At 39.7% G+C, this 18,764-nt stretch carries 15 protein-coding genes and 1 pseudogene; 6 read left to right on the forward strand and 10 right to left on the reverse strand.

Annotated elements, in window-relative coordinates:
* Window positions 1-2 precede the first annotated feature (2 nt).
* From ACG59Z_RS00250 to ACG59Z_RS00285, 8 genes are all read right to left on the reverse strand, one after another.
* Complete coding sequence (locus ACG59Z_RS00250; protein WP_001187658.1) at window positions 3-257, reverse strand: MoaD/ThiS family protein; 255 nt, start codon at window positions 255-257, stop codon at window positions 3-5.
* The gene (gene moaA / locus ACG59Z_RS00255) at window positions 258-1,298 is read right to left on the reverse strand and encodes a GTP 3',8-cyclase MoaA (protein ID WP_086300331.1); all 1,041 of its coding nucleotides are present in this window, start codon (window positions 1,296-1,298) and stop codon (window positions 258-260) included. It abuts the gene before it with no gap.
* 226 nt (window positions 1,299-1,524) lie between these two features.
* Complete coding sequence (locus tag ACG59Z_RS00260) at window positions 1,525-3,798, reverse strand: molybdopterin-dependent oxidoreductase (RefSeq protein WP_400197315.1); 2,274 nt, start codon at window positions 3,796-3,798, stop codon at window positions 1,525-1,527.
* 150 nt (window positions 3,799-3,948) lie between these two features.
* On the reverse strand, window positions 3,949-4,578 hold the full coding sequence (locus ACG59Z_RS00265) for a molybdenum cofactor guanylyltransferase (RefSeq protein ID WP_400197316.1): 630 nt from the start codon (window positions 4,576-4,578) through the stop codon (window positions 3,949-3,951).
* Complete coding sequence (locus tag ACG59Z_RS00270) at window positions 4,575-7,355, reverse strand: molybdopterin-dependent oxidoreductase (protein ID WP_400197317.1); 2,781 nt, start codon at window positions 7,353-7,355, stop codon at window positions 4,575-4,577. The genes ACG59Z_RS00265 and ACG59Z_RS00270 overlap by 4 nt, the downstream gene beginning before the upstream one ends.
* 18 nt (window positions 7,356-7,373) lie before the next feature.
* The gene (gene nirD, locus ACG59Z_RS00275) at window positions 7,374-8,996 is read right to left on the reverse strand and encodes a nitrite reductase small subunit NirD (RefSeq protein WP_045544029.1); all 1,623 of its coding nucleotides are present in this window, start codon (window positions 8,994-8,996) and stop codon (window positions 7,374-7,376) included.
* A 12-nt stretch (window positions 8,997-9,008) separates the two neighbouring features.
* Window positions 9,009-11,555, reverse strand: a complete 2,547-nt coding sequence (gene nirB, locus ACG59Z_RS00280; RefSeq protein ID WP_400197318.1) for a nitrite reductase large subunit NirB — start codon at window positions 11,553-11,555, stop codon at window positions 9,009-9,011.
* An 11-nt stretch (window positions 11,556-11,566) separates the two neighbouring features.
* The gene (locus tag ACG59Z_RS00285; protein WP_000114559.1) at window positions 11,567-11,908 is read right to left on the reverse strand and encodes a hypothetical protein; all 342 of its coding nucleotides are present in this window, start codon (window positions 11,906-11,908) and stop codon (window positions 11,567-11,569) included.
* Between the two features lie 384 nt (window positions 11,909-12,292).
* Between ACG59Z_RS00285 and ACG59Z_RS00290 the strand changes: the two genes are divergently transcribed.
* On the forward strand, window positions 12,293-12,883 hold the full coding sequence (locus ACG59Z_RS00290) for an ANTAR domain-containing response regulator (RefSeq protein ID WP_001125253.1): 591 nt from the start codon (window positions 12,293-12,295) through the stop codon (window positions 12,881-12,883).
* Entirely contained in the window at window positions 12,884-13,903 is a 1,020-nt protein-coding gene (locus ACG59Z_RS00295; RefSeq protein ID WP_400197321.1) for an ABC transporter substrate-binding protein, read from the forward strand. It begins immediately after the preceding gene.
* Here the strand turns inward: ACG59Z_RS00295 and ACG59Z_RS00300 are convergent.
* A pseudogene (locus tag ACG59Z_RS00300) lies at window positions 13,889-14,007 on the reverse strand (hypothetical protein). The gene ACG59Z_RS00295 and the pseudogene ACG59Z_RS00300 overlap by 15 nt on opposite strands.
* A gap of 218 nt (window positions 14,008-14,225) precedes the next feature.
* Here ACG59Z_RS00300 and ACG59Z_RS00305 point away from each other — a divergent pair.
* The 4 genes from ACG59Z_RS00305 to accC all read left to right on the forward strand — a co-directional run bounded on the left by ACG59Z_RS00305 (window position 14,226) and on the right by accC (window position 18,069).
* On the forward strand, window positions 14,226-15,554 hold the full coding sequence (locus tag ACG59Z_RS00305; RefSeq protein ID WP_400197323.1) for a Y-family DNA polymerase: 1,329 nt from the start codon (window positions 14,226-14,228) through the stop codon (window positions 15,552-15,554).
* A gap of 235 nt (window positions 15,555-15,789) precedes the next feature.
* A complete protein-coding gene (gene aroQ, locus ACG59Z_RS00310) occupies window positions 15,790-16,245 on the forward strand; it encodes a type II 3-dehydroquinate dehydratase (protein WP_004701126.1) in 456 nt (151 codons plus the stop codon).
* A 17-nt stretch (window positions 16,246-16,262) separates the two neighbouring features.
* The gene (gene accB, locus ACG59Z_RS00315) at window positions 16,263-16,682 is read left to right on the forward strand and encodes an acetyl-CoA carboxylase biotin carboxyl carrier protein (RefSeq protein WP_263613924.1); all 420 of its coding nucleotides are present in this window, start codon (window positions 16,263-16,265) and stop codon (window positions 16,680-16,682) included.
* 16 nt (window positions 16,683-16,698) lie between these two features.
* Window positions 16,699-18,069, forward strand: a complete 1,371-nt coding sequence (gene accC, locus ACG59Z_RS00320; RefSeq protein WP_263613925.1) for an acetyl-CoA carboxylase biotin carboxylase subunit — start codon at window positions 16,699-16,701, stop codon at window positions 18,067-18,069.
* 54 nt (window positions 18,070-18,123) lie between these two features.
* Here accC and ACG59Z_RS00325 read toward each other — a convergent pair whose 3' ends face one another.
* On the reverse strand, window positions 18,124-18,627 hold the full coding sequence (locus ACG59Z_RS00325) for a hypothetical protein (RefSeq protein ID WP_263613926.1): 504 nt from the start codon (window positions 18,625-18,627) through the stop codon (window positions 18,124-18,126).
* Window positions 18,628-18,764: the final 137 nt, after the last annotated feature.

An 18,764-nucleotide genomic window follows, 5' to 3' on the forward strand; every position in this document is an offset into this window, starting at 1 on the left:
ACTCATCCTCCGGCAACGGGTGATAATAAAACCAAAGTGCATGGCTCACTTAAGACAGTTTGTCTGGTTATGACATTATCACCAATCGCACATGCACATTTTTCCATGGCTTTTGTAGATTCAGGATGCAATAAAACAATTTCATCTAATACATCTTTAACCAGACTATGGCTAGGACAAACTAACAAAAGATTTTCAGGAAGCAATTTTTCAATTGCACCAAATGCTTCGACTTTAATTTGGATAGATTGTTGCATTTATCCCCCAAGCATATGCATGCTGATTTTACGGGTTTGTTGATGTTGTAAGGCATGGAAACCTTTGGCTTTATGCCAGATATAAGGATGAACCAAATTCTTTAATTTTTGGATATACATACCATATTCTGGAGTATGTTGTTTGCTTACCAGCGTTTGAAGCTGAGGCTTAATATTTAAGCCTTGCGGCGCAAATAAACAGTTATATAGTTCGCCTTTTGCGGTAAGCCGTATACGGTCACATTGGTGGCAAAATGAATGCGTAATTGTGGAAATAATTCCTAAATGGTAGCTACCGTTAATTAGATATTGACGCGCTGGCTCATGTTGCTGCTCGATGACTTGTACCGAATAATACGGTTGCAATACCTGTAAAATTTCAGCCTCACTTACCACATCTTTATTTGACCAAAGTGCATCACCATCAAGCGGCATAAACTCGATAAAACGCAAAGGAATATGATGAGCAATTGACCATTTCACCATAGGTAAGATTTGATCATCATTTCTATCTTTCATTAACACGCAGTTAATTTTAAAAGGTAATCCTACTTCTTTTGCAGCTTGTATCCCCTCTAAAACAGGCTCCAATTTTTTCTTGGTCAACTCTTTAAACTGAACAGGATCTAAACTATCTAAACTAATGTTTAAATCATCTAATCCAGCGTCTTTTAGCTGCTTGGCATGTTTAGCAAGGTAATGACCATTGGTAGTCATCGATATACGTTTTAAACCTAAACTTTTTAAAGACTGTAGATCTCGAATGAAATGAACAATACCTTGACGCATTAATGGTTCACCACCCGTAATGCGAATACTTTCGATACCTTGCTGCACCATAAAATGACAAAATTGAAAGAGCGCTTCAAAACTAAGCAAATCTTGTTTATTTAACCATTCTGGATGCTCAGGCATGCAATATACACACTTAAAATTACAGCGATCAGTTACAGAAATTCGTAACTTACGCTTGATACGCCCATATTGATCTTGCAGAAGGCTTGGCGCAGTTTCAGAGTGATATTGTTTCATCATTTGCACTCATATCGAGAACAGTTCAAATATTGCGAGCACCGATTATGAACAATCAAATACAAAAAATTGCGCCTAAATAGTGCTTTGCTTTTTATGCAAAATTTGTTCCAGCTCTACTTATCTTCCATAATATTTAACTTTTTATAGGTTTTTCACCGCACCGTCTCAAGAATAATTTAAAAATAAATCTCGAGTTAGCGCGGTAAAATCTATGTTTTACTTGATTCTATTTCTAACACTTTTCTAAACGGATGGGTACATATTTATGGTATGGCGTTTTCGACAATGGATCACAATGTTCAGCAGAAATAAGTAAGTTTAATTGTGGCCCAATCGGTTCTCCATTTTGAAATCGCATACCATAGCCATGTGGAAGTGATACAACACCTCTTCTCATCCCATCATCCAACTCAATAGCTACCTGAATTTCTCCATGCGCTGAGATACATTTAAGCTGCCCTCCTGCATCTACATTTAAGTGTCTTGCGTCTTCGGGATGAATACGCAATGCACCCTCTGCATCTACTTTTCGCCAAGCAGGGTCACGGTAAATTTGGTTGGCATTGTAACTACGGCGTTCACCTGACAAAAGGATGAAAGGAAACTCTTCAACATTAACGTTATGGCTTTTCAAGCTTGCGAGTTCACTTAACATCTCGGGAATTGCAAGACGTATTTTCTTATCTTTATAAGCTACCAGTTTCCAGACTTCGTCATATTCATGTTGCGATAAAACCATACCTGAACGTTGCTTTAATATCTGCTCAAATAGTTTGACACCTTGTGTTAACGGATTACCTTTATAACCTGCACGGCGTACCGCTTTGGTATGTAAAACAGCATATTGAATAGATAGCGGCAATAAAAAAGCAACTGAATCTGTAGAATTGCCAAGTCGTTTGCCAAGAGTTCGATAAATGATAGAGGCAGCAAAAGGGATATATTTTTTATGGCGTACCAAGGTAAGTCCTAGCGCCGACAAGTAGGGTAAGTAGGCTGTTTTTTTCGAGTCGACCGCAGCTATTTTTTCTAGAATTGAAAAATTCTTCGGAATAGCATTCATAGCTTCCAGTAATCGAGTATAAATTTCGGCTTCCGGTAAAGTGTTTGCTTGAGCAGCCAATACGGGATGACGCAGGTGAAAACCATTCTTAGGAAATTCCAAGTTAAAACCAGTAAATTCCCATTTTTCAAACTGAGTATGAGCAGGCAAAATATAGTCGGCGAGTCTCGCGGTTTCTGTCATCGCAACATCAACTACCACCAACAAATCTAAGGCTTTAAATGCTTCCTCAAAAGCTGGTGTATCAGGATAGGTTAATAGTGGATTACAACTATCTACAAACACAGCACGAATTCGCTTTTCCCCTGCTTTTAGGATTTCATCGGGTAAAATATTAGGTGGAAAAAACCCAGAGATCGGGAACATTTTATGATAAACACTACGTCGATATTTTGGTTTTCTTTCATCCGTATCGGTCAAAATTGGAATAAACATGGTATGCAAATTATTGGTACCCTGTTTTCCAAAGTTCCCTGTCAGTAAGTATAAAAGCTTTTCTAAATAACCATTTAATGTTGTATTCAAAGTATGTTGAATACCTAAATCGATACGTACACAGCCTCTTTTTGCCTTTGAAAAATCTCGAACAACCTGATAAATCAAATCGACAGGTACATCAGCTTTAGCAATATAGTCTTCAATCGGGACATGGTTAAATGCAGCTTTTACTTCTTCAAACCCATGTGTATGCTGCTCAATAAACGCTGCATCATAAAGCTTTTCTTTAATAATGATTGCAATCATGGCCGACATTAAAAAAGCATCTGTTCCCGGTTTTAGCTGCACGTGAATGTCTGCTTGTTTTGCCGTTTCGGTAACACGCGGGTCGAACACCACCATGGTTCGGTTCGGATCTTTCTTAATATGTTTTAGCGTGTCTCGTGCGTTGGGAATACCATGTGCCTGAAACGGGTTCGTTCCAATAAAAAGTACGTAATCTGCATGTTCAACATCTTCTGTAGTATGGCAAGCCTGACTACCGAACAGACGTCCATTGAGCCAGAAATCACCTGTTTTTTCTTGGGCAAGTGAGTTATATGCATAATAACTTTTCATAGCCAATAAAAGTTGTCGGCCATAAGCTGCACCGAGGTGGTTACCCTGTCCACCGCCCCCAACCGAAGCAAAAGCAGTGCCGCCAAATTTATCTCTAATCTGAACCAATTGATCGGCAATTTCTTGTATCGCCACATCCCAACTAATTTCTTGAAACGAGCCATCTGGCTGGCGTTTTAAAGGTGCGGTCAAACGGTCTGCGTGTTGCTGGTAATGCTGTAATCTAGCAGCTTTTTGACAAATGTAACCTTGAGAAAATGGATGTTCAGGATTGCCTTTAATTTTGACAAACTGGTTATCTTTAATTTCTACGCTCAAACCGCAGTTTCTTGAACATAAAATACATGCGGTCACATCTGTTTTACTTTGCTGAGCAGCATCCATCATTTTTCTGGCTCCGTTTATTTTTATACATCTGGCTAGAATGAAAATAACAAGTTCCAAAATAGAACTTAAATTCTAAACAGTCAATAACTCAAAATTTAAAAAATGATTTCAGATTATCAATGTAAATTTTAAATCGATATGATTGAAGTTCTAATTTGTCGAAAAAATCTCTTTAAATGCTTTAATTTGTTTGTATTGTTGAAGTTCATCTAAAGAATTAATGCTATGGAAAAATAAGTTCTGCTTTTGAAAAATGGCTACTTGTGCATGTAAAAGTTTAAAGCAATTTTTTAAACTCAATTGTTGCTTATCAATTTGCTGCTCTAAAACTTCTAGACTTTCACGTTTTAACAAACAAAATGGGTATAAAGCATCTCCGTTAATTGAAACGTAAGCTGCCTGAGCCTGTTTATTTTTGCGAAGTGCGCTGTGTAATTTCGCAACGACTTGCGTAGGTATGTAGGTCACATCACAAGGAATAAACAAAACATAATCTGCTCGTACATGAGACCATGTGCTTTTCATCCCCATAAGCGGACCCAAAAAACCAGAAGCATCATCTTGAAAACATTTAATATCTGGCACAATACTTTGATAGATTGAATAGTCTCGATGACTATTCACCCAAATTTCAGATACTGAAGATTTTAGCTTTTGGTGAATCTTAAGAAGTTGCGTATCGCCATCGAATTGCTGCAACAGCTTATTTAAACCATTCATACGGCGGGCTTGTCCACCCGCCAGAATGACCAGATCAGTTATGGGATATCCCTTATTCACACTTCTACCTCTTGCTGGCAAGCTTTAATTAAGCCACGGATTTCAGGTAAACATGATCCACAATTGCCACCAGCTTTTAAACAAGCAGTGACCTGTTTTTCATGGGTAATGTTTTGTGTTTTTATTGCTTCGATAATTTTATTCTTACCTACTTTAAAACAACTACACACCAAAGGCCCATCATTATTGGTAGCCGACATTGGCATACCTGCTAGTAAAGCTTTACGGTGCAAGGCGCTCAAACGTTCTCGTTTAAACAGACTTGCTACCCAGTCACGGTCTGGCAATAAATCTGGCGGTGCAATATATAGACTTGCAATTACAATGCCATCTTTCAAAATAATACTATGGCTCAGCTGTGAAGAAATATCTTCTATGCTTAACCATTCAAAGGTTTCATCGGCAAATGGCAAAAAGCTTTTCAGATTCTTTTGAGTATCATGAAAAGTTTGGCGGTCTGCAAGTTCATAACGATTAGTTTTGACCATTTTGACTTTGGTCCACCATGCACAGTGATGGAGCGATTCTTGAATATGCGAATTGTATCCTTCACGAATATAGAGCACGCCTTGCCAAGTGGTATAGAACGGTTGAATAGTTACAGGCGTATGTTTGAACTCGGGCTCACCTGAAATTGCATCAACTTCTGGATTCACGACTTTACCAATACGCGCGTCAGATGCGACCTGTTCAGTCCAGTGAATCGGTGCAAAAATTTGCCCACGACGAACACCCGATGAGAATGTCACGCGTAGTACACAACTGCCCCATTTCGAACGAACTTCTACCAAGCCTTGATCACGCACGCCAAACTTCAATGCATCACTCGGATGAATCTCACAGAATGGTTCAGCACGATGACTGGTTAAATTTGGCGACAAACCAGTACGGGTCATGGTATGCCATTGATCACGAATACGCCCCGTATTCAAAATGAGCGGATAATCTTCTGAAATTGCATGTACCGGATTAATTGCAACAGTAGCAATCAATTTTGCCTTAGCATTTTTATGGCTAAACTGGCCCTTGCCAAACAGTTGTTGAACGGCTTTAGCGTCTTGTTTTTTATCCCATACTGGCCATTGCACTGGTTGCAGAGCATCGTACTCAGCAGTACTTAGGTTCATTAAACCTTTTAAATTGAAATAACGAAACGTATCAGTTTGCTCACGTGTATTGATGTTCGCATTATCTTGTGCTGACAAAGCCGCATGTTCATTGAAAATATCAACAGCACTATTAAAGTCAAAACCTTTAAAGCCTAATCTTTTCGCAACTTGACTCACTGACCACCAATCCGCTTTGGCTTCACCCGGTGCAGGTAAAAAAGCACGTTGACGTGAAATACGACGCTCAGAGTTAGTAACGGTTCCATCTTTTTCACCCCAACCTAAAGCTGGAAGCAAAATATCGGCGTAAGCCGTAGTATCGGTATCGGCACAGATATCTGACACCACAACCAATTCGCATTTCTCTAAAGCACGTTTCACCTGATCGGCATCTGGTAAACTTACCACCGGATTGGTTGCCATAATCCAGATGGCTTTAATTTTTCCAGCTTCAACAGCACGGAACAAATCAACAGCTTTTAAGCCAGCTTGAGTTGCAATAAATGGACTGTCCCAAAAGGTTTGCACTACTTTTTGGTGCAAGGGGTTATCTAAATCCATATGGGCAGCCAACATATTAGCTAAGCCGCCCACTTCTCGGCCCCCCATAGCATTGGGCTGGCCTGTCATTGAAAATGGTGCAGCGCCGAGCTTTCCAATTTTGCCTGTTAATAAGTGACAGTTAATAATGCTGTTGGCCTTATTCACACCCTGACTTGATTGATTCACACCCATTGAAAATAGCGTGATTACCTTTTCAGTCTGCGCAAATTTCTTAAAGAACTGTTGCATCTTATCGAGTGCAATTCCTGTACGCTTTGCCACATATTCCACATTAGCTTCTGGCTCGCTGCTTGCCAAAACCTCTTGCAAACCTTCAGTATAGGCATCCACAAAAGCCCGATCGGCATGACCATTTTGATATAAATATTGGAATAGTCCGTTAAACAATGCGACATCTTGGCCCGGTAAAATCGGTAAATGTAAATCCGCTTGCTCACAAGTACTGGTAAAACGTGGGTCAATCACCACAACAAACATATCCGGATTTTGGCTTTTAGCCTGCATAATCCGCTGATACAGCACAGGATGGCACCATGCGGTATTGGAACCAACCAATACCACCATGTCGGCATGTTCAAAATCTTCATAACTTGCAGGGACAAGGTCTTCACCAAAGCTACGTTTATGACCTGCCACCGCAGATGACATACAAAGCCGTGAGTTGGTATCGATATTTGCAGTGCCCAAATAGCCTTTTACAAATTTGTTCACCACATAATAGTCTTCAGTCAAAAGCTGACCTGAAACATAAAATGCAATGCTGTCACGACCATATTGATCGATACAAGACTGGAATTTATCGGCAATTTTATTGATTGCTGCATCCCATGTGGTTACAGTCCGATGTGGCTTACGACCAAACATCGGTTGAAGTAGACGTGTTTCTAACCCCAAAGTATCCGCAAGTCGGCTACCTTTAATACATAAGCGCCCAAAGTTGGAAGGATGCTCAGCATCCCCCTCAACTTGCACCACAGGTCCTTGAGGTTTTTGTTGAACGTTTACACTAACACCACAACCTACACCGCAATATGGACATGTTGTTTTAGTTGTTTTTGCAACATGGTCGGAGCTATCGATTTCAACGCTTGGAATACTATTCATAACTGCTCCTTTCCCTATTTAGCCTGCATTTTTTAATGCAAAATCTCGACCAAATAGCAGCTTATTTCTAAATGAAGAAACAGGAGTTTGATCTGCAATTAACTCTGCATACCACATGCCATCTTCAGTATCTCCAAACAATACTGCACCGATTACCCGATCGTTTTGAATGATAATGCGTTTATAAATCTGGCGTTTTTCATCATTCAGAATAATGTCTTCATAATCATCTTTCGGTTCAAAATTGCCCGCAGAGAATACATCGACTCCACTCACCTTTAACTGAGTCGGTACGGTTGGCGCTTTAAAAGTTAAGCTGCCGTGCTCTGCTAAATGGGTCGCGCAAATAAAAGCTTGGCCCCACAGTGGTTCAACCAAACCGAAAGTTTGACCACGGTGTTCGATACACTCACCCACGGCATAAATACTTGGGTCAAATGTTTGCATGGTGTCATTCACCAATACACCACGGTTACAACGTAATCCTGCACTTTGCGCCAAAGCAATATTTGGACGGATACCTACAGCAAACACCACAAGGTCAGCATCTAACACTGTGCCATCTTTCAAACGGATTTGTTTGACATGACCATTTTCATCACCGATTAACGCTTCGGTATTGGCTTCGGTAATGATTTGAATGCCTTTTTGCTCAATGCTATGACGAAGTAATTGACTCGCACGCCCATCAAGTTGGCGCTCCATAATACGGTCCATTAAATGCAATACCGTGACATTCATACCACGTTGCTTTAAACCATAGGCAGCTTCTAAACCCAGCAAACCGCCACCAATCACCACGGCGTTGGTTTTTGAACCACAGTATTCAATCATGGTGTTAACGTCATAAATATCGCGGAAAGTTAACACCCCTTTTAGGTCAACACCTTGAACTGGTGGAATAAATGGTGCCGAGCCTGTTGCCAGAATCAAACGGTCATAATCAACTGTCTGGCCTTTTTCGGTGTAAACCACTTTACGCGGACGATCAATTTTTACGGCTTTATCACCAGCAATAAATTTAATGCCTTTATCGTCGTACCACTTCGGTGGATGCAACATAATGTCTTCAATGGTTTTTTCACCCGATAAAACCGGAGACAACATAATACGGTTATAGTTACCCCATGGTTCTTCACCAATCACCGTAACTTCATAACGGTCTGGTGCCATATCAAGTAAATCTTCCAGACAACGCATCCCTGCCAAACCATTCCCGATCAGCACCAGTCTAAGTTTGTCTTGTGATACACCTGTATTGGTAATATAAGTTTTTTGCGGCACCGCGTTGACCCAAACACGGCCATCAATAATTTTGCTCGGATAAACCGCCAATTTTTGGTCTTTATCTTCTAAACAACGGCCCGTAGCTAAACTGAAATGTTGTTTATAAATTGGTGATGCAACAACGCGTTCGCCTTGTAAATCACCAATAATCCCGCGGCTCATCACATTCGCTTGGCTAAACGGATCTTTATTGCTCAGTACATAAACACGTTTTTCATGCCCCACACGGAAGATTGCAACCGCTTGTCCGCCCACTAGCGCTCCTGCACCAGTGTTTGGGGTTAAATCATCGAGTGCACAAACGTCAATCCATTGATCATCAGGAAGCATATTTTTGTCTTGTACAATATTCATAGAAACTCTCCTTTATGCTTCAACCATTGGAATGCGGTCTTCTGAACGTTCAGCTTCAGTTAATGGGCGGATTTGACCACGTTCAGTTGTAAATTGAATGTGCGGATCAGCTTGTTCATTTGCTCCTGCATTGATATAAGTCTGGAAGCGTTTACGAACTTCTGGGTTTTCGACAGCTGTACGCCATTCGTCTTGATATGTACCAATAATGTGTTCCATACGGCGCTCAAGCTCGGCAGCTAAACCAAGAGAGTCATCAACGATCACAGATTTAAGGTAGTCTAGACCGCCTTCCATGTTGTCACGCCATACACTGGTACGTTGTAAACGGTCTGCCGTTTGAATGTAGAACATAAAGAAACGGTCGATATAACGAATAAGTGTTTCTTTATCGAGGTCAGATGCGAGTAATTCTGCATGACGCGGTTTCATACCACCGTTACCACATACATAAAGGTTCCAACCCTTTTCAGTGGCAATCACGCCTACATCTTTACCTTGCGCTTCCGCACACTCACGTGTACAGCCAGACACTGCCATTTTCAATTTATGCGGTGAACGCAAACCTTTGTAGCGGTTTTCAAGTTCAATCGCTAAACCAACCGAGTTATCTACTCCGTAACGACACCAAGTGCTACCCACACAAGATTTCACTGTACGTAACGACTTACCATAGGCATGACCAGACTCGAAGCCCGCAGTATTTAACTCTTCCCAAATAAATGGAAGTTCATGAACTTGCGCACCAAACATATCAACACGTTGACCACCAGTAATTTTGGTGTATAAGTTATATTTCTTCGCAATTTGGCCAATCGCAATTAAGCCATCCGGAGTGACTTCCCCACCTGCCATACGCGGTACAATGGAGTAAGAGCCATCTTTTTGAATGTTACCCAAGTAGTAATCGTTACTGTCTTGTAGGCCTGCATGACTTGGCTTAAGTACGAAATCATTCCAGCAAGATGCCAAAATATTTGCTGCTGCCGGTTTACAAATATCACAACCTAAACCATGACCATGTTGATGAATTAAATCATCAAATGTCTTGATTTCATTGACACGAACCAAGTGATACAACTCTTGACGCGAGTACGGGAAGTGTTCGCAAATGTGATTGTTAACAGTCACACCTTGACGTTGTAACTCTGACTTCAATACTTGAGTCACTAATGGTGCACAACCACCACATGCTGTTGCTGCTTTGGTGCATTTTTTTAATGCACCTAAAGAAGTCGAACCATCGCTAATTGCTTGGCAGATGTCTGCTTTTGATACATTGTTACATGAACAAATAGTCGCGCTGTCTGGCAGCAAATCGACTCCGCTACCACCAGATTTTGCTGCTGATTGTTCAAAACCCGGCATGATTAAACTTTCAGGCACTTCCGGTAAAGCCAGACCATTCAACATCATTTGTAAAAGGTCGTTGTATTCTTTGGCATCACCCACTAAAACCGCACCAAGCAATTTGGTTTTGTCGGCATTTACAACAATCTTTTTATAAACCAGTGCATGTTCATCTGCATAGAAATAGCTTAATGCACCTGGGGTCATGGCATGTGCATCACCAACAGAAGCAACATCAACGCCCATCAACTTCAACTTGGTGCTCATGTCTGCGCCAGCGAAGCAATGACACTCTTCATCTAAAATGTGTTTTGCTGCAATACGCGCCATGTCATAGCCCGGTGCAACCAAGCCATAAATTTTATTTTGCCAAAGCGCACATTCACCAATGGCATAAATGTTTTGATCTGATGTTTGGCAATAATCATTAATTACAATACCGCCACGCTCACCAATCGCAAGCCCACTGTTGCGCGCAAGCTCATCACGTGGGCGAATCCCCGCAGAGAATAAAATCACATCAGTTTCAAGTTCACTACCGTCGGCAAACTTCATCACATGAGTGGTATTTACCCCAGACTCAATAGACTGAGTCGCTTTTTGTGTATGGACTTTTACACCTAAATCTTCAATTTTACGGCGTAAAACCTTGCCCCCTAAATCATCAATTTGAACTGCCATCAAACGTGGTGCAAACTCAACAACGTGTGTTTCCAAATCTAAATCACGTAATGCTTTGGCTGCCTCAAGTCCAAGTAACCCCCCACCAATTACTACGCCTGTTTTAGCCTTTAAACTTGCTGCACGAATAGCATCTAGATCTTCAATGGTACGGTAAACAAAGCAGTTCTCGCGGTCATTACCCGGAATTGGCGGAACAAATGCATATGAACCAGTCGCCAGCACCAACTTGTCATAGCTAATCACATCACCATGATTGGTTGTTACGGTTTGTGCAGTCGTATCAATCGCCACTGCTTTAGTATTTAAACGCAGGTCAATGCCATACGCATCAGCAAAATCAAAACGTGCTAAAGATAAATCTTTTGCCGATTTCCCTGAGAAGTATTCAGTCAAATGTACGCGGTCATATGCGATACGAGGTTCTTCTGCAAGAATCGTGATTTCCAATTCATCATCTGCTTTTTCTAAAATGGCTTCGATGAATTTGTGGCCCACCATACCATGACCAATCATTACCAATTTCATAGTGTTTCTCCTCAAATCACGTTGCTTTTAAGCTGCGTTCTTGCGTTCTCAAATAGACATTGTTGTTTTGCCTTGTGCTCTACCGAGAAACGTATCAACATCACAAAGCGTATAGCTGCTTGGAACCCATTTTTTCCACTCGTTGACGACACCCAATGCATAGCAAAGTCATAAAAACAAATAAAAAAAGCGAGCCCCCTCATACGGAAGGCTCGCATCGCTGAAACTGAAAAATTAGTTAATTCAGATGTAACTTTTTTATGCAATAAAAATAAAGACATAACCTTCACTCCGACTGAACGTAAATTTTCTGTGTGTACAGTTGCACTCACAAATTCGATCAGAACGGACATCGTTGGCCGTCTTTAAAACTTATGGTCGTCTTCGACCTGTAATTAATCAAGCATTTTGCATGCCAATTCTTTTTAAAATTAATATTAATAATTTTTTATTATTATTTTCAATAATTTAAAATACAACCCATTTTTATACAAAAAGAATATTTAATTTCCCCTGCACTATTGCTGCTCGTCTATATGGTTTAAACAAAAATAAGTCTTGCCACAAAATGAATCGCTTTTTTGCACCAATATCGATCAAAACAATGTTTTAGCATAGTAAAGGACCACTCATGCCTGATTTTTTGTTTAAATTCGAATGGCACTAATCTTGCTTAAAACTTATTAACAAAAAACGCGTCGAATTGGCGCATTTTCTTAGCCTGATTTTCTGAACTTATGCCAAAACTCAAAATAGCTCTTATCGATGATGATCATGCGCGGGCCGACTATATAAAAAATAGTCTGCTTGAAAATGACTTTGAAGTGGTTGCCTGCCTTACTTTGGACCACTTAAATATTTTTCGTCTTGAAGATTTACAAGCCGATGTCATCTTGCTCGATATGGATCATCCCCATCGTGACATTATTGAAAGTTGTGTGAGTAGCTATGACCTACCAACTGTTCTATTCACTAAAAATTCAGATAAAGACACCATCAAACAAGCTATAGATGCAGGCGTAACGGCTTATATTGTAGATGGCATAGACCCCGCTCGCTTACATACCATTTTAGAGATTTCAATTGAGCAATATAAAAAACATAAAAAGCTCGAAGGTGACTTAAAAGAAGCTCAAACCAAACTGGCAGATCGTAAAGATGTTGAAAAGGCCAAAGTACTACTCATGCAACTGCATGGCTTACCTGAAGACACAGCTTTTCAATTACTCAGAAAAAATGCCATGAGTCATCGTATAACGATTGGAGAAATGGCACGGCGTTTACTTGACGCTCAAAAATTACTAAATGATCAACTAAAGGATGAATAAATGAGCAAATTAGAAAAGACTCAATTGCAACTCGGCTATATTCCTTTACTTGATTGCATCGCTTTACTTTGGGCAAAGCAGCAAGGTTTCTTCGAAGAAGTCGATTTAGAAGTTACTTTAGTCAAAGAAGCATCATGGGCAAGTCTACGCGACCGTTTAGCTTTTGGTTTATTAGATGCTGCACATTGTTTATCTGCGATGCTCCCTGCAGCAGCAATGGGTGCAGACCAAATTGGTATTGCACTGCAAACCCCGCTCGTTTTAAGTAAAAACCGTGCTTTTATCAGCTTAAGCCAAAAATTAATTCATCAATTGGCTATTCAAGAAAACGATAATGCACAAACTACCGCCCAAAAAGTTACTCAATACATTGAGCAAGATCATACTCTTTCTCTAGCCCATGTATTTAAACATTCAATCCATCATTATTGTTTAAGAGAATGGCTTGCTTTGGCAGACTCTAGAATAGCTCAAAAGCTCAAACTCAAAGCACTTCCGCCACCGTATATGGTCGAAGCTTTAGATAACCATGTGATTGATGGTTTTTGTGTGGGAGAGCCTTGGAATACTCAAGGTGAACTTTTAGGTTTAAGTAAAATCGTCTGCTCAAGTCAAGACATTATTCCCAATGTGGCAGATAAAGTTCTCGCAGTAACTCAAGAATGGGCTGAACAACATCCTCACACCTTAGTTGCCCTTACAACGGCAATTATGAAAGCTCAAAAAGAATTGAGTAATTTAAAAGATTTTGCACCTGTCTTAAAGTTATTGGTCGAGTTTGGGATTGTCCGATTTCACTGTTCTGAAGAAGTGCATGTCGATAAATATTATATGATTCAAAATATTGTAAAACACTTGGTTAAAGAAAATGCTGCCCCACAACCTGAAGATTTCCACTGGCTATTTGAACAAATGCAAAAATGGGAGAAACTTCATTTATCCCCTGCTCAAATTATAGAACTAAGTGATCAGTGCATTAATCTCGATTGCTACAATCAAGCCAAGCTAAGAAATACTTAAATCATCATAAAAAAAGCTGTCTTTTATAACAAAGACAGCTTGAAAGACCCATAAGACAAATGCGTTATACGCATTACTATATTTAAAGGACTCAACCCATCCATTAAATATAGCTCTTATGGTTTCGATCATAACCAATTAAAACTTATCATTTTCAGACATTTCCATATCAATAACTGACAATTCATTCCTTTTACAGCCTTTTCATAATTTCGACAAACAACCAGAACTCCCCTAGATATCTGTCTATAATTTTGCTAACTTGATTATGTTACAAATTCAAAATGTGTATTTTGAGTTGATGAATTTGGGGGATGAAATAATGAGAGAAATCTCACACCGCGAAGTTTATGCACTGGTTGATATCAATAATTGCTATGTCAGCTGCGAACGACTTTTCAACCCTAAACTCATTGATAAACCTGTAGTTGTTTTATCTAACAACGATGGCTGTGTGGTCTCACGTAGCGAAGAAGCAAAACTTTTAGGTATTAAGATGGGAGTACCGTGGTTTCAAATTGAGAAAGATGCTTTAGAAGCTGGTGTTCAAGTTTATTCAAGCAACTACACTTTATATGCCGAGATGTCCCGTCGTTTTTTTGCTGTCCTCGGTGAGTTTTTCTCTCCAGATGATATAGAAGCATACTCTATAGATGAATGCTTTATTCATCTCACCCCTTACCTTCAATCTATCGATACCTCAGATTACTGCAATGAGGTGAGAAAAACTCTCCTCCAATGGTTAGGTTTACCTTGTTGTATTGGAATTGGATATTCAAAAACTCAAGCAAAGCTAGCCAATCATTATGCTAAGAAAATTAAAAGTTTTAAGGGAATCTGCAATTTCATCACCCTAGATCCATTAATTATGGAAGACCTCATGCAACAGACATCGGTCAAAGAAGTATGGGGAATTGGCTATCAATTGGTCAAACAGCTACAAAGTTATGAAGTGTACTCTTGCCTAGACTTAACTTTTGCCAATGAACATCATATGGCAAAGGCATTTTCTGTGGTCATGGCACGCACTATTCGTGAGCTAAAAGGCCAATCATGTATTGAACTTGACGATCCTGCCATTCCAACTAAACGGATTTTAGCATCACGAAGTTTTGCTCAAGCTTTATCCAGCATTGAGATTATTAAACAAGCACTTATTTTTCATCTTAATCGGGCGCACCGCCGTTTAATGAAACAAGAACAACTTTGTGCCTGCATTCAGGTCATGCTTTATGAGAAAACTGATAAGCCACCTTATAAAAAAGCCACTTCTCAAGCCATTGGTCTTCACTATGCAACAGATGATTTATGCATACTCACAAAAGCAGCAATGCAGCAAATTGATGTTTTATATAAAGAAAATAAAAGTTATATAAAAATTGGAGTATTATTTTGTGGTCTACACGCGCGTCAACAACACATTGATGATTTATGGCAACCTCTGGAACTTATTCATCAAAGACAACAATTGATGGAAACTTTGGGGACGGTCCGTAAGCGTTTTGGTAGTCATTATTTACAAGTGGGGTATCACTCGCGTAATCCATCTTGGCAAATGAAACAATGCCATCGCTCAAAAAACTATCTAACTCGCTGGAATGAAATGTTAACAATTGAAGATGCCCATACCGTCGTTACACAAAATACATGAACTGTTTTTGTCAATTCGGTTTAAAATAAGCTCCGTTAAATTACTTGAAATTTTGTCATTTTTTAACATTGCTAATTCGTCGCAAAATTTACAATATATAAGCCGAATTTGGTGTACCCTTTCTGCGACAATTAAAAGAAATTATAAAAAACTTGTAGAAACATATGCCATAATAAGCAAACTTTGCAGACATCTTGCAAAGATTATTTGCAACTTTAGAGCTGGAGCAATCTGAATGAGTTCGACCATTTTGGTAATTCATGGACCGAATTTGAATTTGCTGGGAAAACGCGAACCAGAAGTATATGGTCATCTTACCCTAGACAATATCAACCAACAACTTATTGCTCAAGCTAAACAAGCCTCTATTACACTAGATACTTTTCAAAGCAACTGGGAAGGTGCCATTGTTGACCGTATTCATCAGGCACAAACAGAAGGCGTAAAACTTATTATTATTAACCCTGCTGCTCTTACCCATACTTCAGTTGCTTTACGTGATGCCCTACTTGGCGTTGCCATTCCGTTTATTGAAGTACATTTATCAAATGTTCACGCACGTGAAGCGTTTAGACACCACTCTTATTTATCAGACAAAGCAATTGGCGTGATTTGTGGTTTAGGTGCAAAAGGTTATAGCTTTGCACTCGATTACGCTATTGAAAAAATTCAACCATCTAACCCAAACTAGTTCAGGAATAGTCACCCATGGATATCCGCAAAATTAAAAAACTCATCGATTTAATGATTGAGTCTGACTTGCAAGCGATTGAAGTTAAAGAAGGTGATCAATCGATCGCTTTAACTCGTCGCAATCCTGTCGTTGCTGCGGCTGGTGTAGCACTTCCAGCAGCTCCTGTTGCTGAAGCACCTGCTGCAAAAACTCCACGTGGAGCAGTTGAAACTTCTCCTATGGTTGGTGTGTTCTATGCTGCTCCAAGCCCAGGCGAAGCACCATTTGTTAAAGTAGGTCAAACTGTATCTGCTGGTGAAACTTTGGGTATTATCGAAGCAATGAAAATCATGAACCCTATTGAAGCAACTCAAAGCGGCGTGATTGAAGAAATTTTAGTGAAAAACGGTGATGTGATCCAATTCGGTCAACCTTTATTCCGTTATCGCGCGTAATACCTCGGGGACAACTATGTTGCAAAAAGTTTTAATTGCAAACCGTGGTGAAATTGCTTTACGAATTACCCGGGCTTGCAAAACATTAGGAATCAAAACTGTCGGTATCTATTCAGATGCTGATAAAGATTTGATGCATTTACGTTTCGTTGATGAAGCAGTATGTATTGGTCCGGGTGCAAGTAGTGATAGCTATTTAAACATCCCAGCAATTATTACTGCTGCAGAAATTACTGGTGCTGATGCAATTCATCCAGGCTATGGCTTCCTTTCGGAAAATGCCGAGTTTGCTGAAATTGTAGAAAGCTCAGGCTTCACATTTATTGGCCCTCGTCCAGAACATATTCGTTTAATGGGTAACAAGGTTTCTGCAATTGTTGCAATGAAAAAAGCTGGTGTACCTACAGTACCTGGTTGTGACCATGCAGTAACCATCCACAACGCTTTAGCTGAAGCTAAAGAAATCGGCTTCCCGCTTATTGTTAAAGCGGCAGCTGGTGGTGGTGGTCGTGGTATGCGTATTGTTGAACGCGTAGATACATTACTTGAGTCAGTTCAAGCAGCTCAACGTGATGCAGAAATGTGGTTCGGTGATGATACTGTATACATGGAACGCTTCTTACAAAAACCTCGCCATGTCGAAGTTCAAGTTTTAGGTGATGGTAATGGCCATGCGATTCATTTATATGATCGTGACTGTTCATTACAACGTCGTCACCAAAAAGTGTTAGAAGAAGCTCCTGCTCCAAATCTACCAGAACAAGCACGTGCTGATATTTTAGAAGCTTGTGTTCACGCATGTCAGCTCATGCAATATCGTGGTGCGGGTACATTTGAATTCTTGTTCGAAGACGGTGAATTCTTCTTCATCGAAATGAACACCCGTGTTCAGGTTGAACATCCTGTAACTGAAATGGTGACTGGTGTTGACATTATTGAGCAACAATTACGTATTGCAGCAGGTTTAGGCTTAGAACTTCAACAAGAAGATATTGAAGTGCGTGGCCATGCTATTGAATGTCGTATCAATGCTGAAGATCCAACAACATTCTTACCTTCACCAGGTAAAATTGAAAGTTTCTATGCACCAGGCGGTGCTGGTATTCGTTTAGATTCTCATATCTATCCTGGATACAGCATTCCACCTTATTACGATTCAATGATTGCAAAATTGATCTCTCATGGTAAAGATCGTGAAACTTCGCTTGCTCGTATGCGTCAAGCGTTAGACGAAATGATTCTTACAGGAATTAAAACTAATATTCCTTTACATAAAGATCTTATCTTGCAAGACAAAAACTTCTGTGAACAAGCAATGGACATCCATTACCTTGAAAAACACTTGTTGAAAAAAGTGGAAGAAGAAAAGAAAGCTGAAACTGCATAATATGCATAATAAAAAAGCCTCTTACATAAGAGGCTTTTTTATATCTATTTCAAATTATGGCAACATGCGACGTAGTGTTGCAAAACATTGCTCACCTTTAGCAGTTGAACAGAAATTGATGGTATGGTCATTTTTCCATTGCACAAAATATTGGGAAACATCCCCAGTCTGATCTTGCTGCTGACCAGAGCAATCAACTTTATTATTATCAAATTTAATTTGCATCACTAAGGCTGATAGCTGCTCTTTAGGGTCGTCCGATGGTTGGTATTCATAAATACCATATGACCATTCTTCACCGCTTTTAATCACCACATCATTACTACTACGGAAGTTATAGTACTCTACACATTTCTTATTATTTGGAATCTCCATTCCCCACAAGCCCATAATTTCAGGACGAGTAACAATACGTATAGCGTTAGGATTACTTGCAGTGCGAACAGGTTGTTCTGTTGGCTGTTGAGTCACTGTCTCAGCCATAGCAAAACCAGAAAAAGCCAATAATAATCCCATAATATAAATATTTTTCATAGATTTATTAATCATTAAACGCATGGGTTTAAGTTAGCACATTTTTTTAGAAAAACATTGTTTCATAACCATATAAAAACAATATTTTTCAACAGTAACGAACCAATACCTCTCTTCAAACACTTTTTATCTTTAACTACCTATAGCTAACAATTTTATTA

It is taken from the genome of Acinetobacter sp. ABJ_C1_1, assembly GCF_044684115.1.
GTDB classification, from domain to species: Bacteria; Pseudomonadota; Gammaproteobacteria; order Pseudomonadales; family Moraxellaceae; genus Acinetobacter; species Acinetobacter nosocomialis_A.